Raw genomic sequence first — 21,715 nt, 5'->3', positions numbered from 1 at the left:
GGCGGTGTGGTCGGGCCGCCTACGCTCGTCACGTGCCCACTGACGCGCCCTCCCGCACCCGGCGGACCGGTCTCATCCCCCTGCTGATCGTCGGCACGGCGATAGCCGCGCTGGTGGCGGTGGGGCTGCTCGTGCTCAACGGCACCGACGCGTCCGGGTTGATCGTCGTGCGGGTGGTGACCGAGGCCGCGGCCGTGGTGACGATCGGGTCGCTGCTGCTGGCGGCGTTCCTGGTGCCGCCGCAGGAGACCGGCACGCTGGCCGCGGACGGTTACGCGGCCGTGCGGACGGCGGGCTGGGCGGCGCTGGTGTGGACGTTGGGCGCGGTGCTGTCGGTGCCGTTCACGGTGGCCGACGCGCTCGGCCAGCCGGTGACGGCGCTGCTGGAGCCGTCGGTGCTGGTGCAGGTGGCCGGGCTGGTGGAGCAGTCGAAGGCCTGGATGATCACGGCGGTGCTGGTGGCGCTGCTGGCGCTGGGCTGCCGGCTGGTGCTGTCGTGGGGCTGGACCGTGCCGCTGTTCCTCCTGTCGGTGTTCGCCCTGATCCCGGTGGCCGTGACGGGGCACTCGTCCGGCGGCGGCTCGCACGACGTGGCCACGAACAGCCTGCTGTTCCACCTGATCGGGGCGGCGTTGTGGGTGGGCGGGTTGATCGCGCTGCTGGCGCACGGCCGGCGTGGCGGCGAGCACCTGGGGTTGGCCACGGCGAGGTTCTCCCGGCTGGCCCTGGTGTGCTGGATCGTGATGGCGGCGTCCGGCGTGATCAACGCCTGGGTGCGGCTGCCGGTGAGCCGGCTCCTCGGCAGCGACTACGGGCTGTTGGTGCTCGGCAAGGCGATCGCGCTGATCGTGCTGGGTGTCGTGGGGTACTTCCAGCGCGAGAAGAGCGTGAAGGAGGTCGTGGCCACCGGTTCCGGGCGGTCGCTGGTGCGGCTCGCGGGCGTCGAGGTGCTGCTGATGTTCCTCACGCTGGGGCTCGCCGCGGCGTTGAGCCGCACGCCGCCGCCGGCCGAGGGTCGCGTGCTGCCCAGCACGGTGGAGCTGCGCATCGGTTACGACCTGTTCGGCGCGCCGACGCTGTCGCGGCTGCTGTTCGACTGGCGGTTCGACCTGATCTTCGGCACGGCCTTCATCGCGCTGGGCGTGCTGTACCTGCTGGGGGTGTGGCGGCTGCGCAAGCGCGGTGACGCGTGGCCGGTCGGCCGCACGATCGCGTGGGTGGCGGGCTGCCTGACCGTGGTGTTCGCCACGTCGTCCGGCGTGGGTCGGTACGCGCCCGCGATGTTCAGCATCCACATGGAAGCGCACATGCTGCTGTCCATGCTGGCGCCGATCCTGCTGGTGCTGGGCGGCCCGGTGACGCTGGCGATGCGCGCCCTGCCGCCGGCCGGCAAGGGCAACCCGCCGGGGCCGCGGGAGTGGCTGCTGGCGTTCGTGCACTCGCCGGTGGCGAAGGTGCTGACCAACCCGTTCGTGGCGCTGGCGCTGTTCGTGGGCTCGTTCTACGGCCTGTACTTCTCCGGCCTGTTCGACAGCGCGTTGGACTACCACTGGGCGCACCTGGCGATGAACGCCCACTTCATCCTGGTCGGCTACGTCTTCTACTGGCCGGTGATCGGCATCGACCCGGCGCCGAACCGGCTGCCGCCGCTGGGCCGGCTCGGGCTGCTGTTCGCCTCGATCCCGTTCCACGCGTTCTTCGGCATCGTGCTGATGAGCTCCCAGACCGTGATCGGCGACAACTTCTACCGGTCGCTCGGCCTGCCGTGGGTGACGTCGCAGCTGGAGGACCAGCGGCTGGGCGGCGGCATCGCGTGGGCGGCGGGCGAGTTGCCGCTGATCGTGGTGATGGTGGCGCTGCTGGTGCAGTGGGCCAGGTCGGACAGCCGCGACGCCCGCCGGGCGGACCGGCGGGCGGACGCGGACGGTGACGCGGACCTGGCCGCGTACAACGCGATGCTGCGCAAGATGTCCGGCAAGGACTAGAGCGGCCGGCGGAAGCCCTTGACCGCCGCGAACCACCCCGCCGCGGCCAGCACGGCGCTCGTCGCCAGCGCCCCGACCACGCCCGTCACGGGCTGGGCCAGCGCCAACGACCGCGCCGCGTCCACCGCGAACGTCAACGGGTTGACGGTCGCGATCGCCTGGAGCCAGCCGGGCAGGCCGTTGATCGGCACGTACGCGCTGGAGGCGAACATCAGCGGGAACATGGCCAGGAAGCCGACGGTCTGCATCAGCTCGGCGTTGCGCAGCCACGCGGCGATGGCCAGGAAGATCCAGCCCAGGCCCCAGCCGACGGCCAGCGCCAGAGCCAGCGCCGCGGCGGTGCCCGTGATGCCGCCGGCGGGGGAGTAGCCGAAGACCACGACGGCGAACACGAGCATCAGCAGCAGTTGCGCGGCCGTGCGGACCAGGTCGGACAGGCTGCGTGCGACCAGCACCGAGCCGGACCGGATGGGCAGCGAGCGGAACCGGGCCAGCACGCCGTTCTTCATGTCGGTGACGAGTCCGACGCCCGCCTGCAACGCGGACTGCATGGCGGTGTTGACCAGGATCGCGGGCATCAGGAAGTCGATGTAGGCCACGCCCTGCGGGAAACCGGGGGTGTCGGCGATGCTCGCGAAGATCTGGCTGAACAGGGTCAGCATGATCAGCGGCTGGAGGATGCTGAACACGATCATGCGCGGGTCGCTGACCAGGGTGCGCAGGGAGCGCTGGGTCAGCACCAGCACCTGGGTGCCGAAGTCGGTGCCGCGCCAGCGGGGCGCGGCGGTGAGGGTGGTCATCCGGGGGCTCCTGTTCAGGCCGCGTGCTGCGCGAGGGTGAGGTAGACGTCGTCCAGGGTCGGCTCGCCCAGGGCCAGTTCGGTGGCCTCCAGGCCGACCTCGTCCAGCGCGCGGACCACCGTGGCGATCTCGCGGGACGACGTGACCGGCGCGGTCAGCGTGTTGGCCGCGGGCACGGGCTGCAGGCCCGCCCGTTCGAGGGCGCCGGTGGCCTGGGGGACGTCCGAGACGTCGGCCAGGGTCACGGTGACGGTGCGCTGCCCGACCTGGGCCTTCAGCTCGGCGCTGGTGCCGGCGGCGACGACCTTGCCCTGCGCCAGGACCGTGATCGAGTCGGCGAGGCGGTCGGCCTCGTCCAGGTACTGGGTGGTGAGCAGGACCGTGGTGCCGTCGGTGACCAGGTTCTCCACGATCTCCCACAGGCCGAGCCTGCTCGCCGGGTCCAGGCCGGTGGTCGGCTCGTCCAGGAAGATCACCTCCGGGTGCCCGACCAGGCTCGCGGCCAGGTCGAGGCGTCGGCGCATGCCGCCGGAGTAGGTGCGGGACGGCCGCTTCGCCGCGTCCGCGAGGCCGAACAGCTCCAGCAGTTCCGCGCCCCTGGCCCTGGCCTCGCGCGGTGACGCGCCGAGCAGCCGGGCGATCAGGACGAGGTTGTCCAGGCCGGAGAGCTGCTCGTCGACGGCGGCGAACTGGCCGGTCAGCCCGATCCGGCTGCGCACCTGGTGCGCCTGCGCGACCACGTCGAACCCGGCCACCTCCGCGTGGCCGGAGTCCGGCGGGAGCATCGTGGTGAGGACGTTGACCAGCGTCGTCTTGCCCGCGCCGTTGTGGCCGAGCAGGCCGAGCACGCTGCCCTTGGGCACCGCGACGCTCACCCCGTCCAGGGCTTTCTGCGCGCCGAACGCCTTGCCGACGTCGGTCACCTCGATCATCAGGTCTTCCACTGGTTTCCCCCTCAGTTCTGCGTCAGCACGCCGTGCAGGAACAGCTGCACGAGCTGGTCGGCGTCGGCGGTGGAGTCGCCGAAGCCCTCGCCTTGCATGCGGTTGGTGAACACGAGCCCGAGCAGCAGGCGTGCGGCCAGGGACGGGTCGACGCGCAGGTGGTCGTCCGGGCCGAACAGCGACGCGACGCGCTCGGTGATGCGCTGCATCTCGACCGGCGGTCCCTTGCGCTGCCTGCCGTGCCCGTCCTCGCCGTTGTGCGGGTCGTAGCCGGAGTCGCGCAGGACGCTCATCAGCTTCCACATCCGGTCGAGGTAGCCGGAGACGGCGCTGATGGCCCAGGAGAGGCGTTCGGCGAGGGTGCTCGCCTGCCCGGCCTCGTCGATCAGCGCCAGCTCGGAGTCGACCGCCAGCACGCTGAGCACGCACGTGCGGATGAGTTCCTGCTTGTCCTTGAACGCCCGGAAGACCGTGCCCTCCGCGATGCCGGCCGCTTTGGCGATCTGACTGGTCGTGACGTTGGCGCCGTGCGCGTACAGGAGCGGGACGGTGGCCGCGACGATCGCCTCCCGGCGGTCTTCGGGGCTCATCGCGGGTGCTCGGCGGCGGCGGGTGGTCTCCTCGGGCATGGGTGCAGCTTATGAGTGAGTCCTCACTCATGTCAACGAGTGAGCGCTCACTCATTCGCGTTATGCATGCTTCAGGCAGTTGTCCACAGATCCGAAACCACTGCTGGGCCGCCGCTCGGAGCACCGGCAACCTGGTCCCAAGAGCGCAACCAGGAGGCGGACATGGCTTACAACGAGACCCGGGTCACCATCTGCGGCAACGTCGCCGGCCCGGTCACCCACACCAAGGTCGGCACGGGCTTCAGCCGGGCGAAGTTCCGGCTGTTCAGCGCCGAGCGGATCTGGGACCAGGAGGATCGCAGCTGGTCCGACGGCTCGCGGATGTTCTTGACGGTGTCCTGCTGGCGGATGTTGGCGGACAACGCCCAGGCGTCGTTGAACAAGGGCGACCCGGTGGTGGTCACCGGCCGGCTGACGATCAAGGAGGTGGAGGTCGAGGGCAAGCGGCAGCCGGTGGTGGAACTGGAAGCCACCGCGATCGGCCCCAACCTGGCCCTGTGCACGGCCATGCCGACACGCACCAGGCACACCCCGGACTCCGTCGAGGCCAGGGCCGCGCCCGAGATCGTCGCCCCCCGCGAACCGGGCCAACTGGCACTGGCCGTCGCGGGTGACGTGGAGCAGTCGAAGAAGGTGGCCGAAGTGCCGTTCTGAGCCGCGGTAGCCGGGCGCTCGGAGGTGCCGCGCCGGCTCGTCGAGGGCGAACGTGCCCGGTGGTCGGGCGGCCGGGAGCCGTCACCGCTGGTTTCATGGAGGAGAGGAGCCGAAGGGGCGACCGGGATCCCGGGACCGACGACCCGGCCACCTGCCGCAGGCGATCAGGCCGACCTCAGGGGCCACACCTCCGCGCCGCACGGCGGAACACCCGCCTGCCCGGAATTTCCGTCGCCCGACCAACTCCACGCCGCACCTCGACCGGCACCTCCGGCCGTTCCGCCCGTCCCGTGACCGTCGACCGCACTTCCGTGCCGCAGGGCACCGCGGGCTTGTCGGGACCCCGACCACTGCCTCCGTCCGGCGACCGCCGACCGCAGTTCCGCGTGATGGGGCGCCCTCGGGCTTGTCGAGGCTCCGGCCGGGGCCACCGGACCGGCTCGAAGCGCGCCTGGACCGGCACCGAGGATCACGTCCTCCTCTCCGGGACCATCAGCGGCAAGGTCGCGGGGCATCCGGGCGCCCGGTCGACGTCCCGGTCGGCGGCCGGCGTGGTCGGTTGACGAGAGCGCTCGGTGGCCGATCGGACGGTCGGCGAACCGGAGCAGGCGCCGCTGGCCCTCCCGGGCCAGGCGGGGCGCCCGAAGGAGGTGGCCGAAGTGCCGTTCTGAGCCGATCGAGCGACAAGGGCTCCCGCCGGCCCGATCGGGGCGGAGAATGCGCGGGCAGTCGTCGCCGTTGCGAGCGTGGAGGGGGGAGGTCGTCGGGCCGGCGCCAGGGCCGGATCCGCACGCGGGCACCGGGGGTTGACAGCGCACCGAGTTCGCGCATCCGGTCGGAGCCGCTGGTCGCAGGGTCGCGCCAGGCTGGACCGGTGGTCGTGTGACGTCTGTGGGTGACCCACGTTCGCGTTAACTCTGCGTTGTGACCCGTCCGTAGCCGGCGTCCGAGGTTCGGGCCCGATCGGCACCGCTCTACGATCGCGGGCATGGCCGAGTACGTCTACACCATGAAGAAGGTGCGCAAGGCGCACGGGGACAAAGTCATCCTGGATGACGTCACCATCATGTTCCTCCCCGGTGCGAAGATCGGCGTTGTCGGTCCGAACGGCGCCGGCAAGTCGAGCGTGCTGAAGATCATGGCCGGCCTGGACACACCGGGCAACGGCGAGGCCTTCCTCTCGCCCGGCTACACCGTCGGCATCCTCCAGCAGGAGCCGCCGCTCAACGAGGAGAAGACCGTCCTGGGCAACGTCCAGGAGGGTCTCGGCGAGATCAAGGTCAAGCTCGACCGCTTCAACGAGATCGCCGAGAAGATGGCCGTCGACTACTCCGACGAGCTGATGGAGGAGATGGGGCAGCTCCAGGAGGAGCTGGACCACGCGAACGCGTGGGACCTCGACTCCCAGCTGGAGCAGGCGATGGACGCCCTGCGCTGCCCGCCGCCCGACGCCGACGTCAAGACGCTGTCCGGTGGTGAGCGCCGTCGGGTCGCCCTGTGCAAGCTGCTGCTGAGCAAGCCGGACCTGCTGCTGCTCGACGAGCCCACCAACCACCTGGACGCGGAGAGCGTGCTGTGGTTGGAGCAGCACCTGGCGCAGTACGCGGGCGCCGTCCTGGCCGTCACCCACGACCGGTACTTCCTGGACAACCTCGCCGAGTGGATCCTGGAGCTCGACCGCGGTCGGGCCCACCCGTACGAGGGCAACTACTCGACCTACCTGGAGAAGAAGGCCGAGCGGCTGGCAGTCCAGGGCAAGAAGGACCAGAAGCTGCAGAAGCGGCTCAAGGACGAGCTGGAGTGGGTCCGGTCGGGCGCGAAGGCCCGCCAGGCCAAGTCCAAGGCGCGTCTCGGCCGCTACGAGGAGATGGCCGCCGAGGCGGAGAAGACCCGCAAGCTCGACTTCGAGGAGATCCAGATCCCGCCGGGCCCGCGTCTGGGCAACGTCGTGGTCGAGGTGGAGAACCTGAAGAAGGGCTTCGGCGAGCGGGTGCTGATCGACGGGCTGTCGTTCAGCCTCCCGCGCAACGGCATCGTCGGCGTCATCGGTCCGAACGGCGTCGGCAAGACGACGCTGTTCAAGACCATCGTCGGCCTGGAGCAGCCGGACGCGGGCACGGTCCGCATCGGCGAGACGGTCAAGCTGTCCTACGTCGACCAGAACCGCGCGGGCATCGACCCGAAGAAGAACGTGTGGGAGGTCGTCTCCGACGGCCTGGACTACATCCACGTCGGCAACGTCGAGATGCCGTCGCGGGCCTACGTCAGCGCGTTCGGCTTCAAGGGCCCGGACCAGCAGAAGCCGGCGGGCGTGCTCTCCGGCGGCGAGCGCAACCGGCTCAACCTGGCGCTGACGCTCAAGCAGGGTGGCAACCTGATCCTGCTGGACGAGCCGACGAACGACCTGGACGTCGAGACCCTGGGCTCGCTGGAGAACGCGCTCGAGCAGTTCCCCGGCTGCGCCGTGGTCATCTCGCACGACCGGTGGTTCCTCGACCGCGTCGCCACGCACATCCTGGCGTGGGAGGGCACGGACGAGAACCCGTCGCAGTGGTACTGGTTCGAGGGCAACTTCGAGGGCTACGAGAAGAACAAGGTCGAGCGCCTCGGCGCGGAGGCGGCCAGGCCGCACCGCGTGACCTACCGCAAGCTCACACGGGACTGAGAGCCGGGTACCTACATCGTGGCGGCGAGGGGCGAGGCGCAGGCGGACGTCGAGGTGAGCACGCTGGTCGTGCCCGCCTGGCGGTTGCGTTGGCGGGCACCGGAGCTCGCGCTGGTGCTGGGCGAGCGCGCGGTCGCGCTCGCCTCCACCCGCCGTGACGAGGTCGACCGGCTGCGCGCGGAGGCACTGGTGGTCTTCGCGAGCAACCGCATGGGCCGGGGCGTCCGGATCGCGGACCGGGCGCTGGACGCCCTCAAGGCGGCCGAGGCGGCGTCGGAGCGGGAAACGGCCTGGCGGTTGCGGGTCGAGCTGGCCGATTGCGCCAGGTCGGTCGGCGCGCCGCTGACGGGGTTCGCGGCCGTCCGCCCGGTCCTGGAAGCCGACGACGTCCCGCCGGGGCTGCGGGCGACCGCGCTCGTCCAGGCCGGCGAGTGCCTGGTCTCGGTGGGTCGGGGCGCGGCCCTGGCCCAGGCGTTGGACGAGGCGGACCACCTGTACCAGGCGGATCCGCTGCTGGACCACGACACGACCCTGCTGCACCGGGGTCTGCTCCGCGCCTCGGCGGCGGGTCAGCACCGCCGGTGGGGCGACCTGCCGGCGGCGGTCGCCGCGGCCCGCGACGGCCTGGCCGTGCTGGACCGACTCAAGGAGCCGTCGACCGACAACGGCCAGGTCCGGGGCAGGCTCACGGTCGAGCTGGTCTGCGCCCTGATGGACCTCGACAAGCTGGGCGAGGCCTCCGAGATCGGCACCCCGCTGCTGGAACGCCCGGTCCGCGCGCCGTCCGCCTCCACCGCCGGCTGGCTGAGGTTGGCCCTGGCCACGCGGGTCCACCTGCCCGCCGGCCGGGTGGACCAGGCTCGTGACCTGCTCCGCGACGCCGCCGACAGCGCCGAACGCCACCAGCTGGACACGCTCCTCGCGGAGAGCCTCCTCGCGCTGGCGCACGTCCACGAGGTGGCGGGCGACCTGGCCGAAGCCCTGGCGAACCTCCGTTCCGCGCACGCGGCCGAACGCCGTCGGGCCAGGGCCGTCTACGCGGTCCGGGCGAGGCTGGCCGCCGAGTTCGCGGGCATCCACCGCCGCCCCGCCGGCGGCCTGCACGACGAACTGGCCGCCCTGCTCCGCACCGGCACGCCGACCCCGGCCACCGACCCCAACCTGGCCCCGGAGGTCAAGCAGCAACTCCGCCAGTGGCGTCCGGTCCAGATGCACCGCAACGAGGGCGTCCGGGTCAAGCGCTCTCGCCGTGCCGCGGAGGACATGACCGTCGACGGCATCTCCGCCGCGAGGGCCCACGCCGCCGACCGCTGGCGCCTGGTCCAACCGTTCGGCGAAACCGAAGGCGACCAGCAGCCCGGCGACCAGCAGCCCGGCGGCCAGCAACCAGGCGGCCGCCGCCGCGCCCCGGACCGGGAACCCCGCCCCACGCAGGGCCGTCCGGAACACGCGAGGAGCGGCCAGGCCCGCCCCACCACCGGCGCGCCTTCAGGCACCCGCACAAGCCCCGCAAGCCCGACGCAGCCGACGCCGCCCACTGCCACCCCCGCGCGCCCCGCCGCCGCCACACCGGCCGGAACCGAGCCGACCGGCGGTTCGGATGGCGCCACGACTTCGGCGGACACCCCCGCGGTCGGCTCGGCGACGGCCGGTGCGGGGGTCGGGGTCGTATCGGCCGCCGGCCACGCGGCGGACGGCTCCGATGACGCCACGACTCCGGCGGCCGCCCACGTGGGCGGCTCCGGTCCAGCCGCGGCCGGGTCCAGCGCTGCCGAAGCCGGGGTCGCCTCGGCCGGCAGCCACGCGGCGGGCGGGTCCGGGGACGCCGTCACTCCGGCCGGTACCCACGTGGGCGGCTCCGGGCCGGTCGCCGCCGGTGTGGGCGGTTCGGAGGACGCCATGACTCCGGCGGGCACCCGTGCGGGCGGCTTCGGGGAGGTTGCGGCTGTTCCGAGCGACGGGGTCCCGGGTGCGGGTCCTGCGCACGTGAGTGGTGCCGGTCCGGTCGTGGATGCGTCCGGCGGGGCCGGGGCGGAAGTCGGCTCGGGTGGGGTGTCGGCTGCCGGTGGGTCGGGTGGCGACCCGTCGGGAGACGCGCGAGGCGTGGCGGAGGTACCGGCCGCGGGCGGTGTCGGGCTTGCTGATGCGGGGTCGGCCGGGGCGCGCCAGGATGCGTCCGTGACGAGCGGCATCGAGGCGGGAAGTGTGGCGGAGGGCCCTGCCGCGTCGGCCGGTCAGGCAGGCGCGGAGGCCGGTGGGCACCGCGAGTCGACCGGCCCGGCCGGTGCCGTGCCGACGGCGGAAGCCGGTGGTCCGGTCGGTGGCGGGTCCGGTGAGGCGGATGCCCCCGCCGCGACCGAGGGCGGCGAGCGGAGCGTGCCCGCGGCCGGGTTGATCGCGGCGGCCGGTGCGGTGCGCAGTGGGCGCAGGCGGGCCCGTGAGGCTTCGGAGGAGCAAGGCGAGCGGGCGGCTGGTGAGTCCGACTCCAGTGTGCTGGACACGTTGAAGGCGGCCGGGTTGCTCGACCCGCAGCGGGCCGGTGGACGGCGGCGGGCTCGGGACGCGGACGAGGCCGAAGCGCCCGAATCCACGCCGCGGGCGGAAGGCGAGCCGGTGCAGTGGCGGGTCGAACCACCCGCCCGGTTGCGGAGCGAGGACCCGCCGGTGGTCGACATGTTCGACTCGCCGACCATGGTCCAGCCCGCCATCCGCGACGACGTGCCGCCGGTCGGGCTCGGCGCGGCCTTCGTGAAGGGGCCGCTCATCCCGACCGCCCGCGTGCCCGACCCGCCCGACTACCCGCCGCCGCCCGTGCCCGACTTCGGCATCCCCGGCCAGTCCGGGTTCCAGGCGGAGCGGACGACGCCGGAGCCCGAGGCGGCGGACGTCGAAGCACGTCCCGCCTTCCCCGCCTCCGACGTCGACTCGACGCCCGAGGAGCAGGTGGAGCCGTTGCCCGAGCCGGACCAGGTGCCGGGCTTCCCCGAACCCGACCAGGTCCCGCCCGTGCCGGTGCCCGAGCCCGTCCCGGCCGACCCGTCGCCCGAACCCGCGCCGCCCCCGGCGCGGTTCGGCCCGACCGGGTTCCTCAGCGCCGCCGACGTCGAGCACGACGACACGCCGACGACGACCAGCCCGAAACCGGCACCCGCACCGACACCGGAGCCGGAAGCGCCGAGCGGTGAGGTCCCGAAGGAACCCTTCGTCACCGCGGTCGTGGTCGGTGGCAAGACGATCGACCTGCCCGCGATCGTCGAACCGCCGCCGCCGTCCGGCGACTCGCCGAGCGCCACCCGCGCCTCACGCCGCCACAAGAGCGACCTGAGCCTGGCCGAGCTCCTGGCCGAAGCCCTGGTCGCCTACGAGGACGCCCGGCGCGAGGACGAGGCCGCCGGTCGCGTCGACGTGGACGAGGACACCGTGCCGATCCCACCTGTCGGGACACCGCCACCCGTCCCGGACACCGAGACGACGGCTCCGATCCAGCGCGTCGACCCGCCGCGCCGGTTCGACACGTGGACACTTCCCGAAGCGTGAAATGATTTGAGGTTCTAATAAGGTTTCCCACCGGTAACAAAGCGGGAAATAGCCCACGTCACAAGTGAATTCCGGACTTTCCGGCAAGTTGTTCGATTCAGTGCGAGGGTTGCGGCGAACGTGATCGCGCCCGTCTGGTTAAGTGGTGCGCACACCCGGTACACAGAGGTGCCGGATAGCGTGGAGTCGCCTGAACATGACCTCGACTGGAGCCCCGTCCCGATCCGAGCACGCCGCCCGCGACGTCGGCGCGGCTCGCCCGGCCAGTCCCGAACAGGCCCGTGACGAATTGATCGAACGTGCCGCCGCCAACGCCCCCGAACTCGCCGAGCTCATCCGCCTGTACTACCGCCACGTCCCCGCCGAGGAAGTCAACGACGACGACCCGGTGGACCTGGTGGGCGCGGTGCGCTCGAACTACCAGCTCGCCGGGACACGGGTGCCCGGTCGCCCGGTGGTGCGGATCATCAACCCCACCCGCGCGCACGACGGCTGGGCGTGCCCGGCCACGGTGGTGCAGGTGGTCACCGACGACATGCCGTACCTGGTCGACTCGGTGGCCTCCGAGCTGACCCGGGGCGGCGTGCAGGTGCAACGGGTGGTGCACCCGATCGTCGTGGTGCGCCGGGACCTGGTGACGGGCGCGCTGCAGGAGGTCCTGCCGGCCGCGGACCCGGCCGACCCGCCGGGCGACGCGCTGGCCGAGTCGTGGATGTACATCGAGGTCGACCTGCTCACCGACCCGGACCGGGCCCGTGAGCTGGAAACGAAGCTGCACGCGGTGCTCAACGACGTCCGCGAGGTCGTCGAGGACACCGACAAGATGACCGGCACGGCCCTGCACCTGGCCCAGCAGCTGGAGGCCGAGCCGCCGCCGCTGCCCGACCACGAGGTGCGCGACGGCGCGAACCTGCTGCGCTGGCTGGCCGACGACCACTTCACGTTCCTCGGCTACCGCCAGTACGAGCTGGTCCACGACGACCCGGCGACCGGCGGTGACCCCGCGCTGCGGGCGGTCCTGGCCAGCGGCCTGGGCGTGCTCAGACAGGACAGCCTGGCGGCGCGCAGCCTGACCGCGGGCCCGGACGCGGGCGCGCAGGCACTGTCACCCGAACTGCTGGTCCTGACGCAGGCCAGCGCCCAGTCGAGCGTGCACCGGTCGGTGTACCCGTACTACGTCGGTGTGAAGACGTTCGACGCCGACGGCAACGTGACCGGCGAGCACCGGTTCCTCGGCGTCTTCTCCACCACCGCGCTGCACGAGGACGTGCTGGACATCCCGGCCGTCGAACGCCGGGTCCGCGACGTCATCCACCGCGCCGGCTTCCCGCTGCACTCGTACTCGGGGCAGCGGATGCTGGAGGTCATCCAGAACTACCCGCGCACCGAGCTGTTCTCGGTCGACCCGGACACGCTCTACCAGACCGTGACGGGCGTGATCGCGCTGGCCGAACGCCGCCGGCTGCGCCTGTTCCTGCGCCGCGACCCGTACGGCCGCTTCTACTCGTGCCTGGTCTACCTGCCGCGCGACCGCTACACCACGACGTCGCGGCTGGCCATGCAGGAAGTGCTGATCGACCAGCTCGGCGGCGTGAACCTGGAGTACAGCGCGCGCGTCGGCGAGTCCGCGCTGGCCCGCGTGCACTTCACCGTGCACACCGACCCGACCCGCCAGGTCGAGCCGGACACCGGCTACATCCAGCAGTTGCTGGCCGAGGCGGTGCGCTCCTGGGACGACCGCATGGTCGAGGCGGTGCTGGACGACCGGGGCACCGGTCTGGGCGCGGAATCGTCGTCCGAGCAGGGCCAGCGGATCGCCGCGGCGTTCCCCGAGGCCTACAAGGAGGACTTCACCGCGGCCGAGGGCCTGGCGGACTTCCGGCGCATCGAGGCGCTCAAGCCCGGCGACCTGGACCTGGTGTTCTACGTGCCGAGCGACGCCGAGCCGGGTGAGCGGCGGTTCAAGCTGTTCCTGGTCGGGGCGCGGCTGACGCTGTCGGACGTGCTGCCGATGTTGCAGCGCATGGGCGTGGTCGTGGTGGACGAGCGCCCGTACGAGCTGTCCCGCGACGACGGCGCGGAGTGCTGGATCTACGACTTCGGCCTGCGCGTCGACCAGGTGACGCTGGACAAGCTGTCCGCCGAGGACATGGAGGCCGTGCGCACCCGGTTCCAGGACGCGTTCGCCGCCGCGTGGCGCGGTGAGGCCGAGGTCGACGGCTTCAACACGCTCGTGCTCAAGGCGGGTGTCACGTGGCAGCAGGCCGCGATGCTGCGCGCCTACGCCAAGTACCTGCGCCAGGCGGGCACGCCGTACAGCCAGGACTACATCGAGGACGCCGTCCTGGGCCACACCGAGGTCGCCACGGCCCTGGTGCGGCTGTTCGAGGCGCGGTTCGACCCGGCGCTGTCGGACGACCAGCGCGTCAGCCGCACCGAGCACCTGGCCGCCGAGATCACCGCGATGATCGACGACGTGACCAGCCTGGACGCCGACCGCATCCTGCGCAGCCTGCTCACGCTGGTGCAGGCCACGTTGCGCACGAACTACTTCGTCCGCGACGTCGACGGCAACCCGCGCCCCTACCTGGCGGTGAAGCTGAACCCGCAGGCGATCCCGGACCTGCCGCAGCCGCGGCCGCGGTTCGAGATCTTCGTGTACTCGCCGCGGCTGGAGGGCGTGCACCTGCGCTTCGGCCCGGTGGCACGCGGCGGGCTGCGCTGGTCCGACCGGCGCGAGGACTTCCGCACCGAGATCCTGGGCCTGGTCAAGGCGCAGGCGGTGAAGAACGCGGTGATCGTGCCGGTCGGCGCGAAGGGCGGCTTCGTGCTCAAGCGCCCACCCGCACCGACCGGTGACGCCGGCTACGACCGCGAGCAGCTGATGGCCGAGGGCATCTCCTGCTACCGGCAGTTCATCTCCGGCCTGCTGGACCTGACCGACAACCTCAACTCCGGCACGGTGCTGCCCGCGCCGCAAGTCGTCCGGCACGACGGCGACGACACTTACCTGGTGGTCGCGGCGGACAAGGGCACCGCGTCGTTCTCCGACATCGCCAACGAGGTGTCGAAGTCCTACGGCTTCTGGCTGGGTGACGCGTTCGCGTCCGGCGGGTCCGTGGGCTACGACCACAAGGCCATGGGCATCACGGCCAAGGGCGCGTGGGAGAGCGTGAAGCGGCACTTCCGCGAGCTCGGCGTGGACACGCAGTCGGAGGAGTTCACCGTCGTCGGCGTCGGTGACATGTCCGGTGACGTGTTCGGCAACGGCATGCTGCTCTCGGAGCACATCCGGCTGGTGGCCGCGTTCGACCACCGGCACATCTTCATCGACCCGAACCCGACCGCGGCGGCGGGCTTCGCCGAGCGCAAGCGACTGTTCGAGCTGCCCCGCTCGTCGTGGGACGACTACGACCGCTCGCTGATCAGCGAGGGCGGCGGCGTGTGGCCGCGCACGGCGAAGTCGATCCCGGTCAGCGACCAGGTCCGCGAAGCACTGGGGCTGCCCGAGGGCGTGGTGAAGCTGTCGCCGCCTGAGCTGATGAAGGCGGTCCTGCTCGCGCCGGTCGACCTGCTCTGGAACGGCGGCATCGGCACCTACGTGAAGGCGGGCGCGGAGTCGCACGCCGAGGTCGGCGACAAGGCCAACGACGCGATCCGCGTCAACGGCGCCGACCTGCGCGTCAAGGTCGTCGGCGAGGGCGGCAACCTCGGCCTGACCCAGCGCGGCCGGATCGAGTTCGCCCGCACCGGCGGCAAGGTCAACACCGACGCGCTGGACAACTCGGCCGGTGTCGACTGCTCCGACCACGAGGTCAACATCAAGATCCTGCTGGACGAGCTGGTGCGGGACGGCAAGCTCGACCAGGAGCAGCGCAACGAGCTGCTGGGCCAGATGACCGACGAGGTCGGCGAGCTGGTGCTGGCCGACAACTACTCGCAGAACGCCGTGCTCGGCGTGTCCCGGGCCCACGCCGCGCCGATGCTGTCGGTGCACGCGCGCCTGGTCGCCGACCTGGAGCAGCGGGGCGTGCTGGACCGCGCGCTCGAAGCGCTGCCCAGCGCGGCGGAGTTCAAGGCGCTGGAGAAGGCGGGCGACGGCCTGACCTCGCCGGAGCTGGCCACGCTGCTCGCGCACGTGAAGCTCGCGTTGAAGGAGGAGGTGCTGGCCGGCGACCTGCCGTCGATCGACGTGCTGGCCCGCCGGCTGCCCGAGTACTTCCCGAGCGAGCTGCGGGAGCGGTTCGCCGACGCCATCGGCAGCCACCCGCTGTCCCGCGAGATCATCACCACGGTGCTGGTCAACGAGGTCGTGGACGGCGCCGGCGTGTCGTACGCGTTCCGGTTGGCCGAGGAGATCAGCGCGTCGGCCACGGACGCGGTGCGCGCCTACACCGTGGTCACGGGCATCTACGACCTGCCGTCGATCTGGCGGCAGATCCGGGCGCTGGACACCGTCGTGCCGACCGAGGTGCAGGACGACATGGTGCTGGAGACGCGCCGCCTGCTGGACCGCGCGTCGCGCTGGCTGCTCACCAACCGGCCGCAGCCGCTGGCGGTGGGCTCCACGATCAGCCGGTTCGCGCCGGTGATCGCCGAGCTGGCGCCGCGCACGATCGACCTGCTCCAGGGGCGCGAGAAGGAGTCCGTGCTGGCGCACGTCGAACGGCTGGTGGGCCACGGCGTGCCGGAGGAGCTGGCGCGCCGGATCGCCGGGCTGCTGTTCACCTACGGCCTGCTGGACGTGACCGAGGTGGCCGAGCTCGCCGAGCGCGAGGAGGGCGAGGGCGCGACCGGGCAGGAGCGCACGCACGCGGAGACGGCGGAGCTGTACTTCGCGCTGTCGGAGCACCTGGACGTGGACCGGATGCTCAGCTCGGTGTCGAACCTGGAACGCCTGAACCGCTGGCACTCGCTGGCGCGCCTGGCGCTGCGGGACGACTTCTACTCGTCGCTGCGGTCGATCACGATCGACGTGCTGCGGTCGGCGGAGCCGGGCGACAGCCCGGAGGAGAAGATCGCCACCTGGGAGCAGGCGAACTCGTCCCGCCTGAGCCGCGCCCGCGCCGCATTGGCCGAGATCAACCGGGTGAGCAAGCTGGACCTGGCCACCCTCTCCGTGGCCGCCCGCCAGGTTCGCAGCATGATCCGCTGACGTGCCGCCGCCGGGGCACCACCACGCGGTGCCCCGGCGGCGGAACGCGGTCTAGTTGCGCCAGGTGTCCGACAGCGTCGCCGGGGACGTGGCGGTGCGGTTCGCGCCGCTCTCCCACGTCACCGCGCCGTTGGACTCCTTGCGGATGTACTTGTACTGGAACGACGTCCCGGTGGGCAGCGACACCGAGCCCCGCCAGGTCGGGTAGGTGGCCGCGGACAGCGGGACGGCGGCGGCCGGGTTCCACGAGCCCAGGGACGGGTGGTCGCCGACCACGAAGATGTTCTGCCCCAACGACGTGGTGGCGTTCACCGCGAACGACGCCGTGCCGACCGGCGGCGGCGTGTCCCCGCCCGTCGCGCCGACGTGCAGCGCCAACGCCTCACCCGCGCCCACCGTGGCGGTGAACTGACCGTTCGCGCCGACGGCCACGGCCACGCACCCGTCCTTCTGCACGTTGCAGTACGACCCGGCGGGCAGCGAGGTCTGGAACGTCCGCGTCAGCGCCGACGACTCGCGGTTGATCGCGACGAAGCCCTTGCCGCCCCGCCCGAACGCGATGGCGTCGCCGCCGTTGTCCCACCAGTTCACCACCGACGTGCCGGCCACGGCGTTGCGGAACTGGACCATCGACGCGATCTGCGTCCACCGGTGCTGGCACTTCCACCCGGACGTGTAGCACTCGGACCCGGACGGCGGACCGGCGTCGTGGTTGGAGAACTCGTAGCCCGAGTACACGTTCGGCGCGCCGTAGGGCCAGGCCAGCATGAACACGTTCGCCAGCGTGTAGGTCGACCCGTCCTTGTACGTCAGCGTCGACCCGTTGCGCTCGGTGTCCCAGTTGTCGACGAACGACCGCGCCTGACCGCTCGGCAGGTAGCCCCACGACTGCCCGAAGGTGCTCAGGTACGCCAGGTTCTCGTTGTTGAAGATCCGCTTGATGTCGTAGGCGTACCGGAACTCGTCCACGTCACCCGACCCGGTGTACTCGCCGGGCTGCACGGCCTCGCCGGCGCCGTAGATCACCTCGTGCACCCAGAACACGTTCGGGTTGCTCAGCCGCGACTTGATCGCCGACAGGTCGGCCGCCGCCATGTGCTTGGCCGCGTCGATCCGGAACCCGTCCACGCCGAGCGAGATCAGGTGGTTGAGGTAGGACGCGATGCGCCCGCGCACGTGGTCGCTGCCGGTGTTGAGGTCCGACAGCCCGACGAGCTCGCAGTTCTGCACGTTGCCGCGGTTGCGGTAGTCGCTGATGTGCGACCGGCACGAGTGGAAGTCCGGGTCGCTGTAGATGCCGGGGTAGTTGTACTTCGTGTACGACGAGCCGCCGGTCCCGGTGCCGGACCCGGCGCTCATGTGGTTGATCACCGCGTCCGCGATGACCTTCACGCCCGCCGCGTGGCAGGTGTTCACCATGTTCCGGAACGCGGCCTCGTCGCCGAGGCGTCCGGCGATGCGGTAGCTGACCGGTTGGTACGAGGTCCACCACTGGGACCCCTGGATGTGCTCGGTGGCCGGCGAGACCTCCACGAACCCGTAGCCGCGCGGCCCGAGGACGTTCGTGCACTCACCGGCGACCCGCGCGAACGGCCACTGGAACAGGGTCGCGGTCACGTCCTTCGCGGACGGCGGCGTTGCAAAACTTTGCGGAACCGCCAAAAGGCTGAACAGCAGTACGGCTATCGCGCACAAAGCGCGTCGACTAGCGGAAACCACGTTGTCTCCTAGGTGGCAGGGATGTGCTCTACGTCATACCAGCTGCCGGACTTGCTGAAAACACTTGCAAAGTATTTCATTGCCCTCCGGCGGAACCGATCCGGAAGGACACCCCATGACGCAGGACTGGTGGCGCGAGGCCGTCATCTACCAGGTCTACGTGCGCAGCTTCGCCGACTCGGACGGCGACGGCGTCGGTGACCTGCCCGGCATCCGCTCCCGGCTGCCCTACCTGGCCGACCTCGGCGTGGACGCCGTCTGGATCACGCCGTTCTACCGCTCCCCGATGGCCGACGGCGGCTACGACGTGGCGGACTACCGCACCGTCGACCCGCTCTTCGGCTCCAACGACGACGCCGAGGCCCTCGTCCGGGACGCCCACGAGCTCGGCATCCGGGTGATCGTGGACCTCGTCCCGAACCACACGAGCGACCAGCACGCGTGGTTCCGGCAGGCGCTCCAGGCGGCGCCGGGCTCCCCGGAACGCGCCCGCTACCACTTCCGCGACGGCCGGGGCGACCTGCCGCCGAACGACTGGGAGTCCGTCTTCGGCGGCCCCGCGTGGACGCGGGTGGCCGACGGCCAGTGGTACCTGCACCTGTTCGCGCCCGAGCAGCCCGACCTGAACTGGGACCAGCCGGAGGTGCGCGACGAGTTCCTGGACGTGCTGCGCTTCTGGCTCGACCTGGGCGTGGACGGCTTCCGCATCGACGTCGCCCACGGCATGGTCAAGGCCGACGGCCTGCCCGACGTCGGCACCCCCGGCCACCTCAATCTGCTGGGCACGGAGGCGCTGCCGTTCTTCGACCAGGACGGCGTGCACGAGATCTACCGCGACTGGCGCAAGGTGCTCGACTCCTATCCGGGCAACCGGATCGGCGTGGCCGAGGCGTGGACGCCCAGCCCCGAGCGCACCGCCCGCTACCTGCGCGCCGACGAGCTGCACCAGGCGTTCAACTTCCACTACCTGACCGCCGGGTGGGACGCCGCCGACCTCAAGCAGGTCATCGACGACTCGCTCGCCGCGATGCGCCCGGTGGCCGCGCCGACGACGTGGGTGCTGTCCAACCACGACGTGCAGCGGCACGCGACGCGGTACGGGGGCGTGACGCGGGCGCGGGCCGCCGCGCTGCTGATGCTGGCGCTGCCCGGCAGCGCGTACGTCTACCAGGGCGAGGAGCTGGGCCTGCCCGAGGTGCTCGACCTGCCCGAAGACGTGCTCCAGGACCCGGTGTGGGAGCGGTCCGGCCACACCGACCGCGGCCGGGACGGCTGCCGCGTGCCGGTCCCGTGGACGGCCGACGGCCCGTCGTTCGGCTTCGGTGACGGCGGCTCGTGGCTGCCGCAGCCCGCCGACTGGGGCCGGCTCAGCGTGGCGAGCCAGCTCGGCGACCCGAACTCGGTGCTGGAGCTGTACCGCGCCGCGCTGCGCGTGCGGCGGGAGCACCCGGACCTCGGCGCGGGGTCCGACGTGGAGTGGCTCGACGTGCCGGAGGGCGTGCTGGCGTTCCGCCGCGGGGCGTTCACCTGCGTGGTGAACTTCGGCCCGGACGTGGCACGACTGCCCTCGGACGGGGACGTGGTGCTCGCCTCGGGTGGATTCGCGACCGAAGACGCGGACGTCCTCGTGCCGCCGGACACGACCGTGTGGCTCTCGCGCCCGTAGAGTCACACGGTGTGACAGCGCGGCTCAGTGACATCGCGACCCAGGCAGGCGTGAGCGAGGCGACGGTCAGCCGAGTGGTCAACGGCAAGCCAGGCGTTTCGGCCGCGACCCGCCAGGCGGTGGTCGCCGCGATGGACGTGCTCGGCTACGAGCGCCCGCCCAGGCTCCGCCAGCGCAGCGCCGGGTTGATCGGGTTGATCACCCCCGAGTTGAACAACCCGATCTTCCCGGCGTTCGCGCAGGTCATCGAGCAGGTGCTGACGCGCGACGGCTACACGCCGGTGCTGTGCACGCAGACACCCGGCGGCTCGACCGAGGACCAGTTGACCGAGATGCTGGTCGACCGGGGCGTCACCGGGATCGTGTTCGTGTCCGGGCTGCACGCCGACACGACCGCCGACAAGGACCGGTACGTCAAGCTGGCGGGGCGCGGCGTGCCGTTCGTGATGATCAACGGCTACACCGACCAGGTGTCCGCGCCGTTCGTCTCGGTGGACAACCGGGCCGCCGTCCGGTTGGCGGTCACCCACTTGGTGGAACTCGGGCACGAGCGGATCGGCCTGGCCGTCGGACCGCCGCGGTTCGTGCCGGCGCAGCGCATGGTCGAGGGCTTCACGCTCGTCCGCCCGCAGGCCGCCGACCTGGTCGAGCACTCCCTGTTCACGGTCGAGGGCGGCCAGGCCGCGGCCGACGCCCTGCTGGACCGCGGCTGCACGGCGATCGTGTGCGGCAGCGACCTGATGGCGTTCGGCGCGATCCGCGCGGCCCGCCGGCGCGGCTTGGCCGTGCCGCGCGACGTCTCCGTGGTGGGCTTCGACGACTCGCCGCTGATCGTGTTCGCCGACCCGCCGCTGACCACGATCCGCCAGCCGGTCGAGGCGATGGGTCAGGCCGCCGTGCACGCGTTGCTGGAGGAGATCGGCGGCACGCCCGCACCGCACGCGGAGTTCGTGTTCCAGCCGGAACTGGTGGTGCGCGGCTCGACGGGCGCCCGTCCCAGATGACCGTGCCCGCCCAGCGGATGCGAGCGCAGCGGCTGTCGCACCCGGCCACCGACGTGGTGGACCTGTTCGCCTCCGTGTTCGCCCTGCAAGCACAGGACGTCCCGGCGGTACGGCTCGCGGCGCGCGCCCGAGGCGTGAGGTCCCTCGACGGTCCTCTGGTGCGCACCTGGGCCATGCGCGGCACCCTGCACCTGCTCCACGAAGACGACCTGTGGGTCGTGAACCTGCTCGGTCCGACCTTCATCGCCGCCGGACGCCGTCGCCGCGATCAGCTCGGCCTCACCGATGAGCTGTGCGAGCGCGCGCTACCCGCGTTGCGCGAAGTCCTCACCGAGCCGGTGGACCGCGCCGAACTCGTGCGCCGGCTCGCCGAGGTCGGCATCGCGCTCGACCCCAAGTCCCAGGCACCGGCCCACCTGCTGGCGTTCGCCGCGCACTCGGGCGTGCTGTGCCGGGGCCTGGACGACACCTACCGGCTCCTGCGCGTCGAGTGCGAGCCGCGCGGCGTGGACGAACTGTGGCGGCGCTACCGACGTGCCTACGGACCGGCCACGCGGCACGACTTCGCCGCGTGGAGCGGCCTGCCCAAGCGGCAGCTCGGGGACCTGCCCGAGGTGGCCGACGCACCGGCCGAGCCGACCGGCGCGGTCCGGGTGCTCGGCCACTTCGACACCTACCTGCTCGGCTACCGCGACCGCTCCGCCGTGCTCGACCCCGAGCACGCGCCGCTCGTGCAGACCGGCGGCGGTGTCCTCACCCCGTACGTCGTGGTCGACGGGCAGGTGGTGGCGGTGTGGCGGCGCGACGGCGGGCACTTCGCCGTGCGGCCGTTCGGCGAGCGCCCGGACATCGCGGACGAGGTCGCCGACCTGGGCCGATTCCTCCACGTGGACGCCCGCTTAACCTGGGTGTAGCTCGTGGATAAGGTCACTGCCACGCATCGACACCGGGAGGCGC

The 21,715-nt window shown here is 71.9% G+C and carries 12 protein-coding genes; 8 read left to right on the top strand and 4 right to left on the bottom strand.

Annotated features, from left to right (window positions below):
* The first annotated feature begins 32 nt into the window (after positions 1-32).
* Positions 33-1,985, top strand: a complete 1,953-nt coding sequence (locus tag FHX81_RS14805) for a bifunctional copper resistance protein CopD/cytochrome c oxidase assembly protein (protein WP_141978725.1) — start codon at positions 33-35, stop codon at positions 1,983-1,985.
* Here the strand turns inward: FHX81_RS14805 and FHX81_RS14800 are convergent.
* Genes FHX81_RS14800 through FHX81_RS14790 form a run of 3 tightly spaced genes read right to left on the bottom strand, consistent with a single transcriptional unit; the run spans position 1,982 to position 4,358 of the window.
* A complete protein-coding gene (locus FHX81_RS14800) occupies positions 1,982-2,785 on the bottom strand; it encodes an ABC transporter permease (RefSeq protein WP_141978724.1) in 804 nt (267 codons plus the stop codon). The two genes, FHX81_RS14805 and FHX81_RS14800, sit on opposite strands and share 4 nt — an antisense overlap.
* A gap of 14 nt (positions 2,786-2,799) precedes the next feature.
* Positions 2,800-3,729: an ATP-binding cassette domain-containing protein gene (locus FHX81_RS14795; RefSeq protein ID WP_211363485.1), complete on the bottom strand. Its 930-nt coding sequence runs from the start codon at positions 3,727-3,729 to the stop codon at positions 2,800-2,802.
* Between the two features lie 11 nt (positions 3,730-3,740).
* Entirely contained in the window at positions 3,741-4,358 is a 618-nt protein-coding gene (locus FHX81_RS14790) for a TetR/AcrR family transcriptional regulator (RefSeq protein WP_141978722.1), read from the bottom strand.
* Between the two features lie 162 nt (positions 4,359-4,520).
* On the opposite strand from FHX81_RS14790, the gene FHX81_RS14785 reads away from it, so the two are divergent.
* From FHX81_RS14785 to FHX81_RS14770, 4 genes are all read left to right on the top strand, one after another.
* A complete protein-coding gene (locus tag FHX81_RS14785) occupies positions 4,521-5,012 on the top strand; it encodes a single-stranded DNA-binding protein (protein ID WP_170232052.1) in 492 nt (163 codons plus the stop codon).
* Between the two features lie 988 nt (positions 5,013-6,000).
* On the top strand, positions 6,001-7,677 hold the full coding sequence (ettA, locus tag FHX81_RS14780) for an energy-dependent translational throttle protein EttA (protein ID WP_141978720.1): 1,677 nt from the start codon (positions 6,001-6,003) through the stop codon (positions 7,675-7,677).
* 18 nt (positions 7,678-7,695) lie between these two features.
* Positions 7,696-11,214, top strand: coding sequence for a hypothetical protein (locus FHX81_RS14775; RefSeq protein WP_141978719.1), 3,519 nt, complete (start codon positions 7,696-7,698; stop codon positions 11,212-11,214).
* Positions 11,215-11,410: 196 nt separating this feature from the next.
* Positions 11,411-16,369, top strand: coding sequence for an NAD-glutamate dehydrogenase (locus FHX81_RS14770; protein ID WP_141978718.1), 4,959 nt, complete (start codon positions 11,411-11,413; stop codon positions 16,367-16,369).
* Between the two features lie 51 nt (positions 16,370-16,420).
* On the opposite strand, the gene FHX81_RS14765 is transcribed toward FHX81_RS14770, so the two are convergent.
* Positions 16,421-17,986 (bottom strand): carbohydrate-binding module family 20 domain-containing protein, encoded by a 1,566-nt coding sequence (locus tag FHX81_RS14765; protein WP_246107819.1) that lies wholly within the window; start codon positions 17,984-17,986, stop codon positions 16,421-16,423.
* A gap of 217 nt (positions 17,987-18,203) precedes the next feature.
* On the opposite strand from FHX81_RS14765, the gene FHX81_RS14760 reads away from it, so the two are divergent.
* From FHX81_RS14760 to FHX81_RS14750, 3 genes are read left to right on the top strand one after another with little or no spacing between them, the layout of a single operon-like run.
* Positions 18,204-19,754: a glycoside hydrolase family 13 protein gene (locus tag FHX81_RS14760; RefSeq protein ID WP_141978716.1), complete on the top strand. Its 1,551-nt coding sequence runs from the start codon at positions 18,204-18,206 to the stop codon at positions 19,752-19,754.
* Positions 19,736-20,758: a LacI family DNA-binding transcriptional regulator gene (locus FHX81_RS14755; RefSeq protein ID WP_141978715.1), complete on the top strand. Its 1,023-nt coding sequence runs from the start codon at positions 19,736-19,738 to the stop codon at positions 20,756-20,758. Before FHX81_RS14760 ends, FHX81_RS14755 begins: the two co-directional genes overlap by 19 nt.
* Complete coding sequence (locus tag FHX81_RS14750) at positions 20,755-21,672, top strand: DNA glycosylase AlkZ-like family protein (protein WP_141978714.1); 918 nt, start codon at positions 20,755-20,757, stop codon at positions 21,670-21,672. The genes FHX81_RS14755 and FHX81_RS14750 overlap by 4 nt, the downstream gene beginning before the upstream one ends.
* Positions 21,673-21,715 lie beyond the last annotated feature (43 nt).

It is taken from the genome of Saccharothrix saharensis (assembly GCF_006716745.1).
In the GTDB taxonomy this organism is placed as follows: domain Bacteria; phylum Actinomycetota; class Actinomycetes; order Mycobacteriales; family Pseudonocardiaceae; genus Actinosynnema; species Actinosynnema saharense.
This window is presented reverse-complemented; position numbering and strand designations above follow the sequence as displayed.

Bases quoted from the DNA above. Each gene is read 5' to 3' on its own strand.
- ettA (WP_141978720.1), top strand. From the start codon at position 6,001: ATGGCCGAGTACGTCTACACCATGAAGAAGGTGCGCAAGGCGCACGGG.
- FHX81_RS14760 (WP_141978716.1), top strand. From the start codon at position 18,204: ATGACGCAGGACTGGTGGCGCGAGGCCGTCATCTACCAGGTCTACGTG.
- FHX81_RS14800 (WP_141978724.1), bottom strand. From the start codon at position 2,785: ATGACCACCCTCACCGCCGCGCCCCGCTGGCGCGGCACCGACTTCGGC.
- FHX81_RS14750 (WP_141978714.1), top strand. From the start codon at position 20,755: ATGACCGTGCCCGCCCAGCGGATGCGAGCGCAGCGGCTGTCGCACCCG.
- FHX81_RS14770 (WP_141978718.1), top strand. From the start codon at position 11,411: ATGACCTCGACTGGAGCCCCGTCCCGATCCGAGCACGCCGCCCGCGAC.
- FHX81_RS14790 (WP_141978722.1), bottom strand. From the start codon at position 4,358: ATGCCCGAGGAGACCACCCGCCGCCGCCGAGCACCCGCGATGAGCCCC.
- FHX81_RS14785 (WP_170232052.1), top strand. From the start codon at position 4,521: ATGGCTTACAACGAGACCCGGGTCACCATCTGCGGCAACGTCGCCGGC.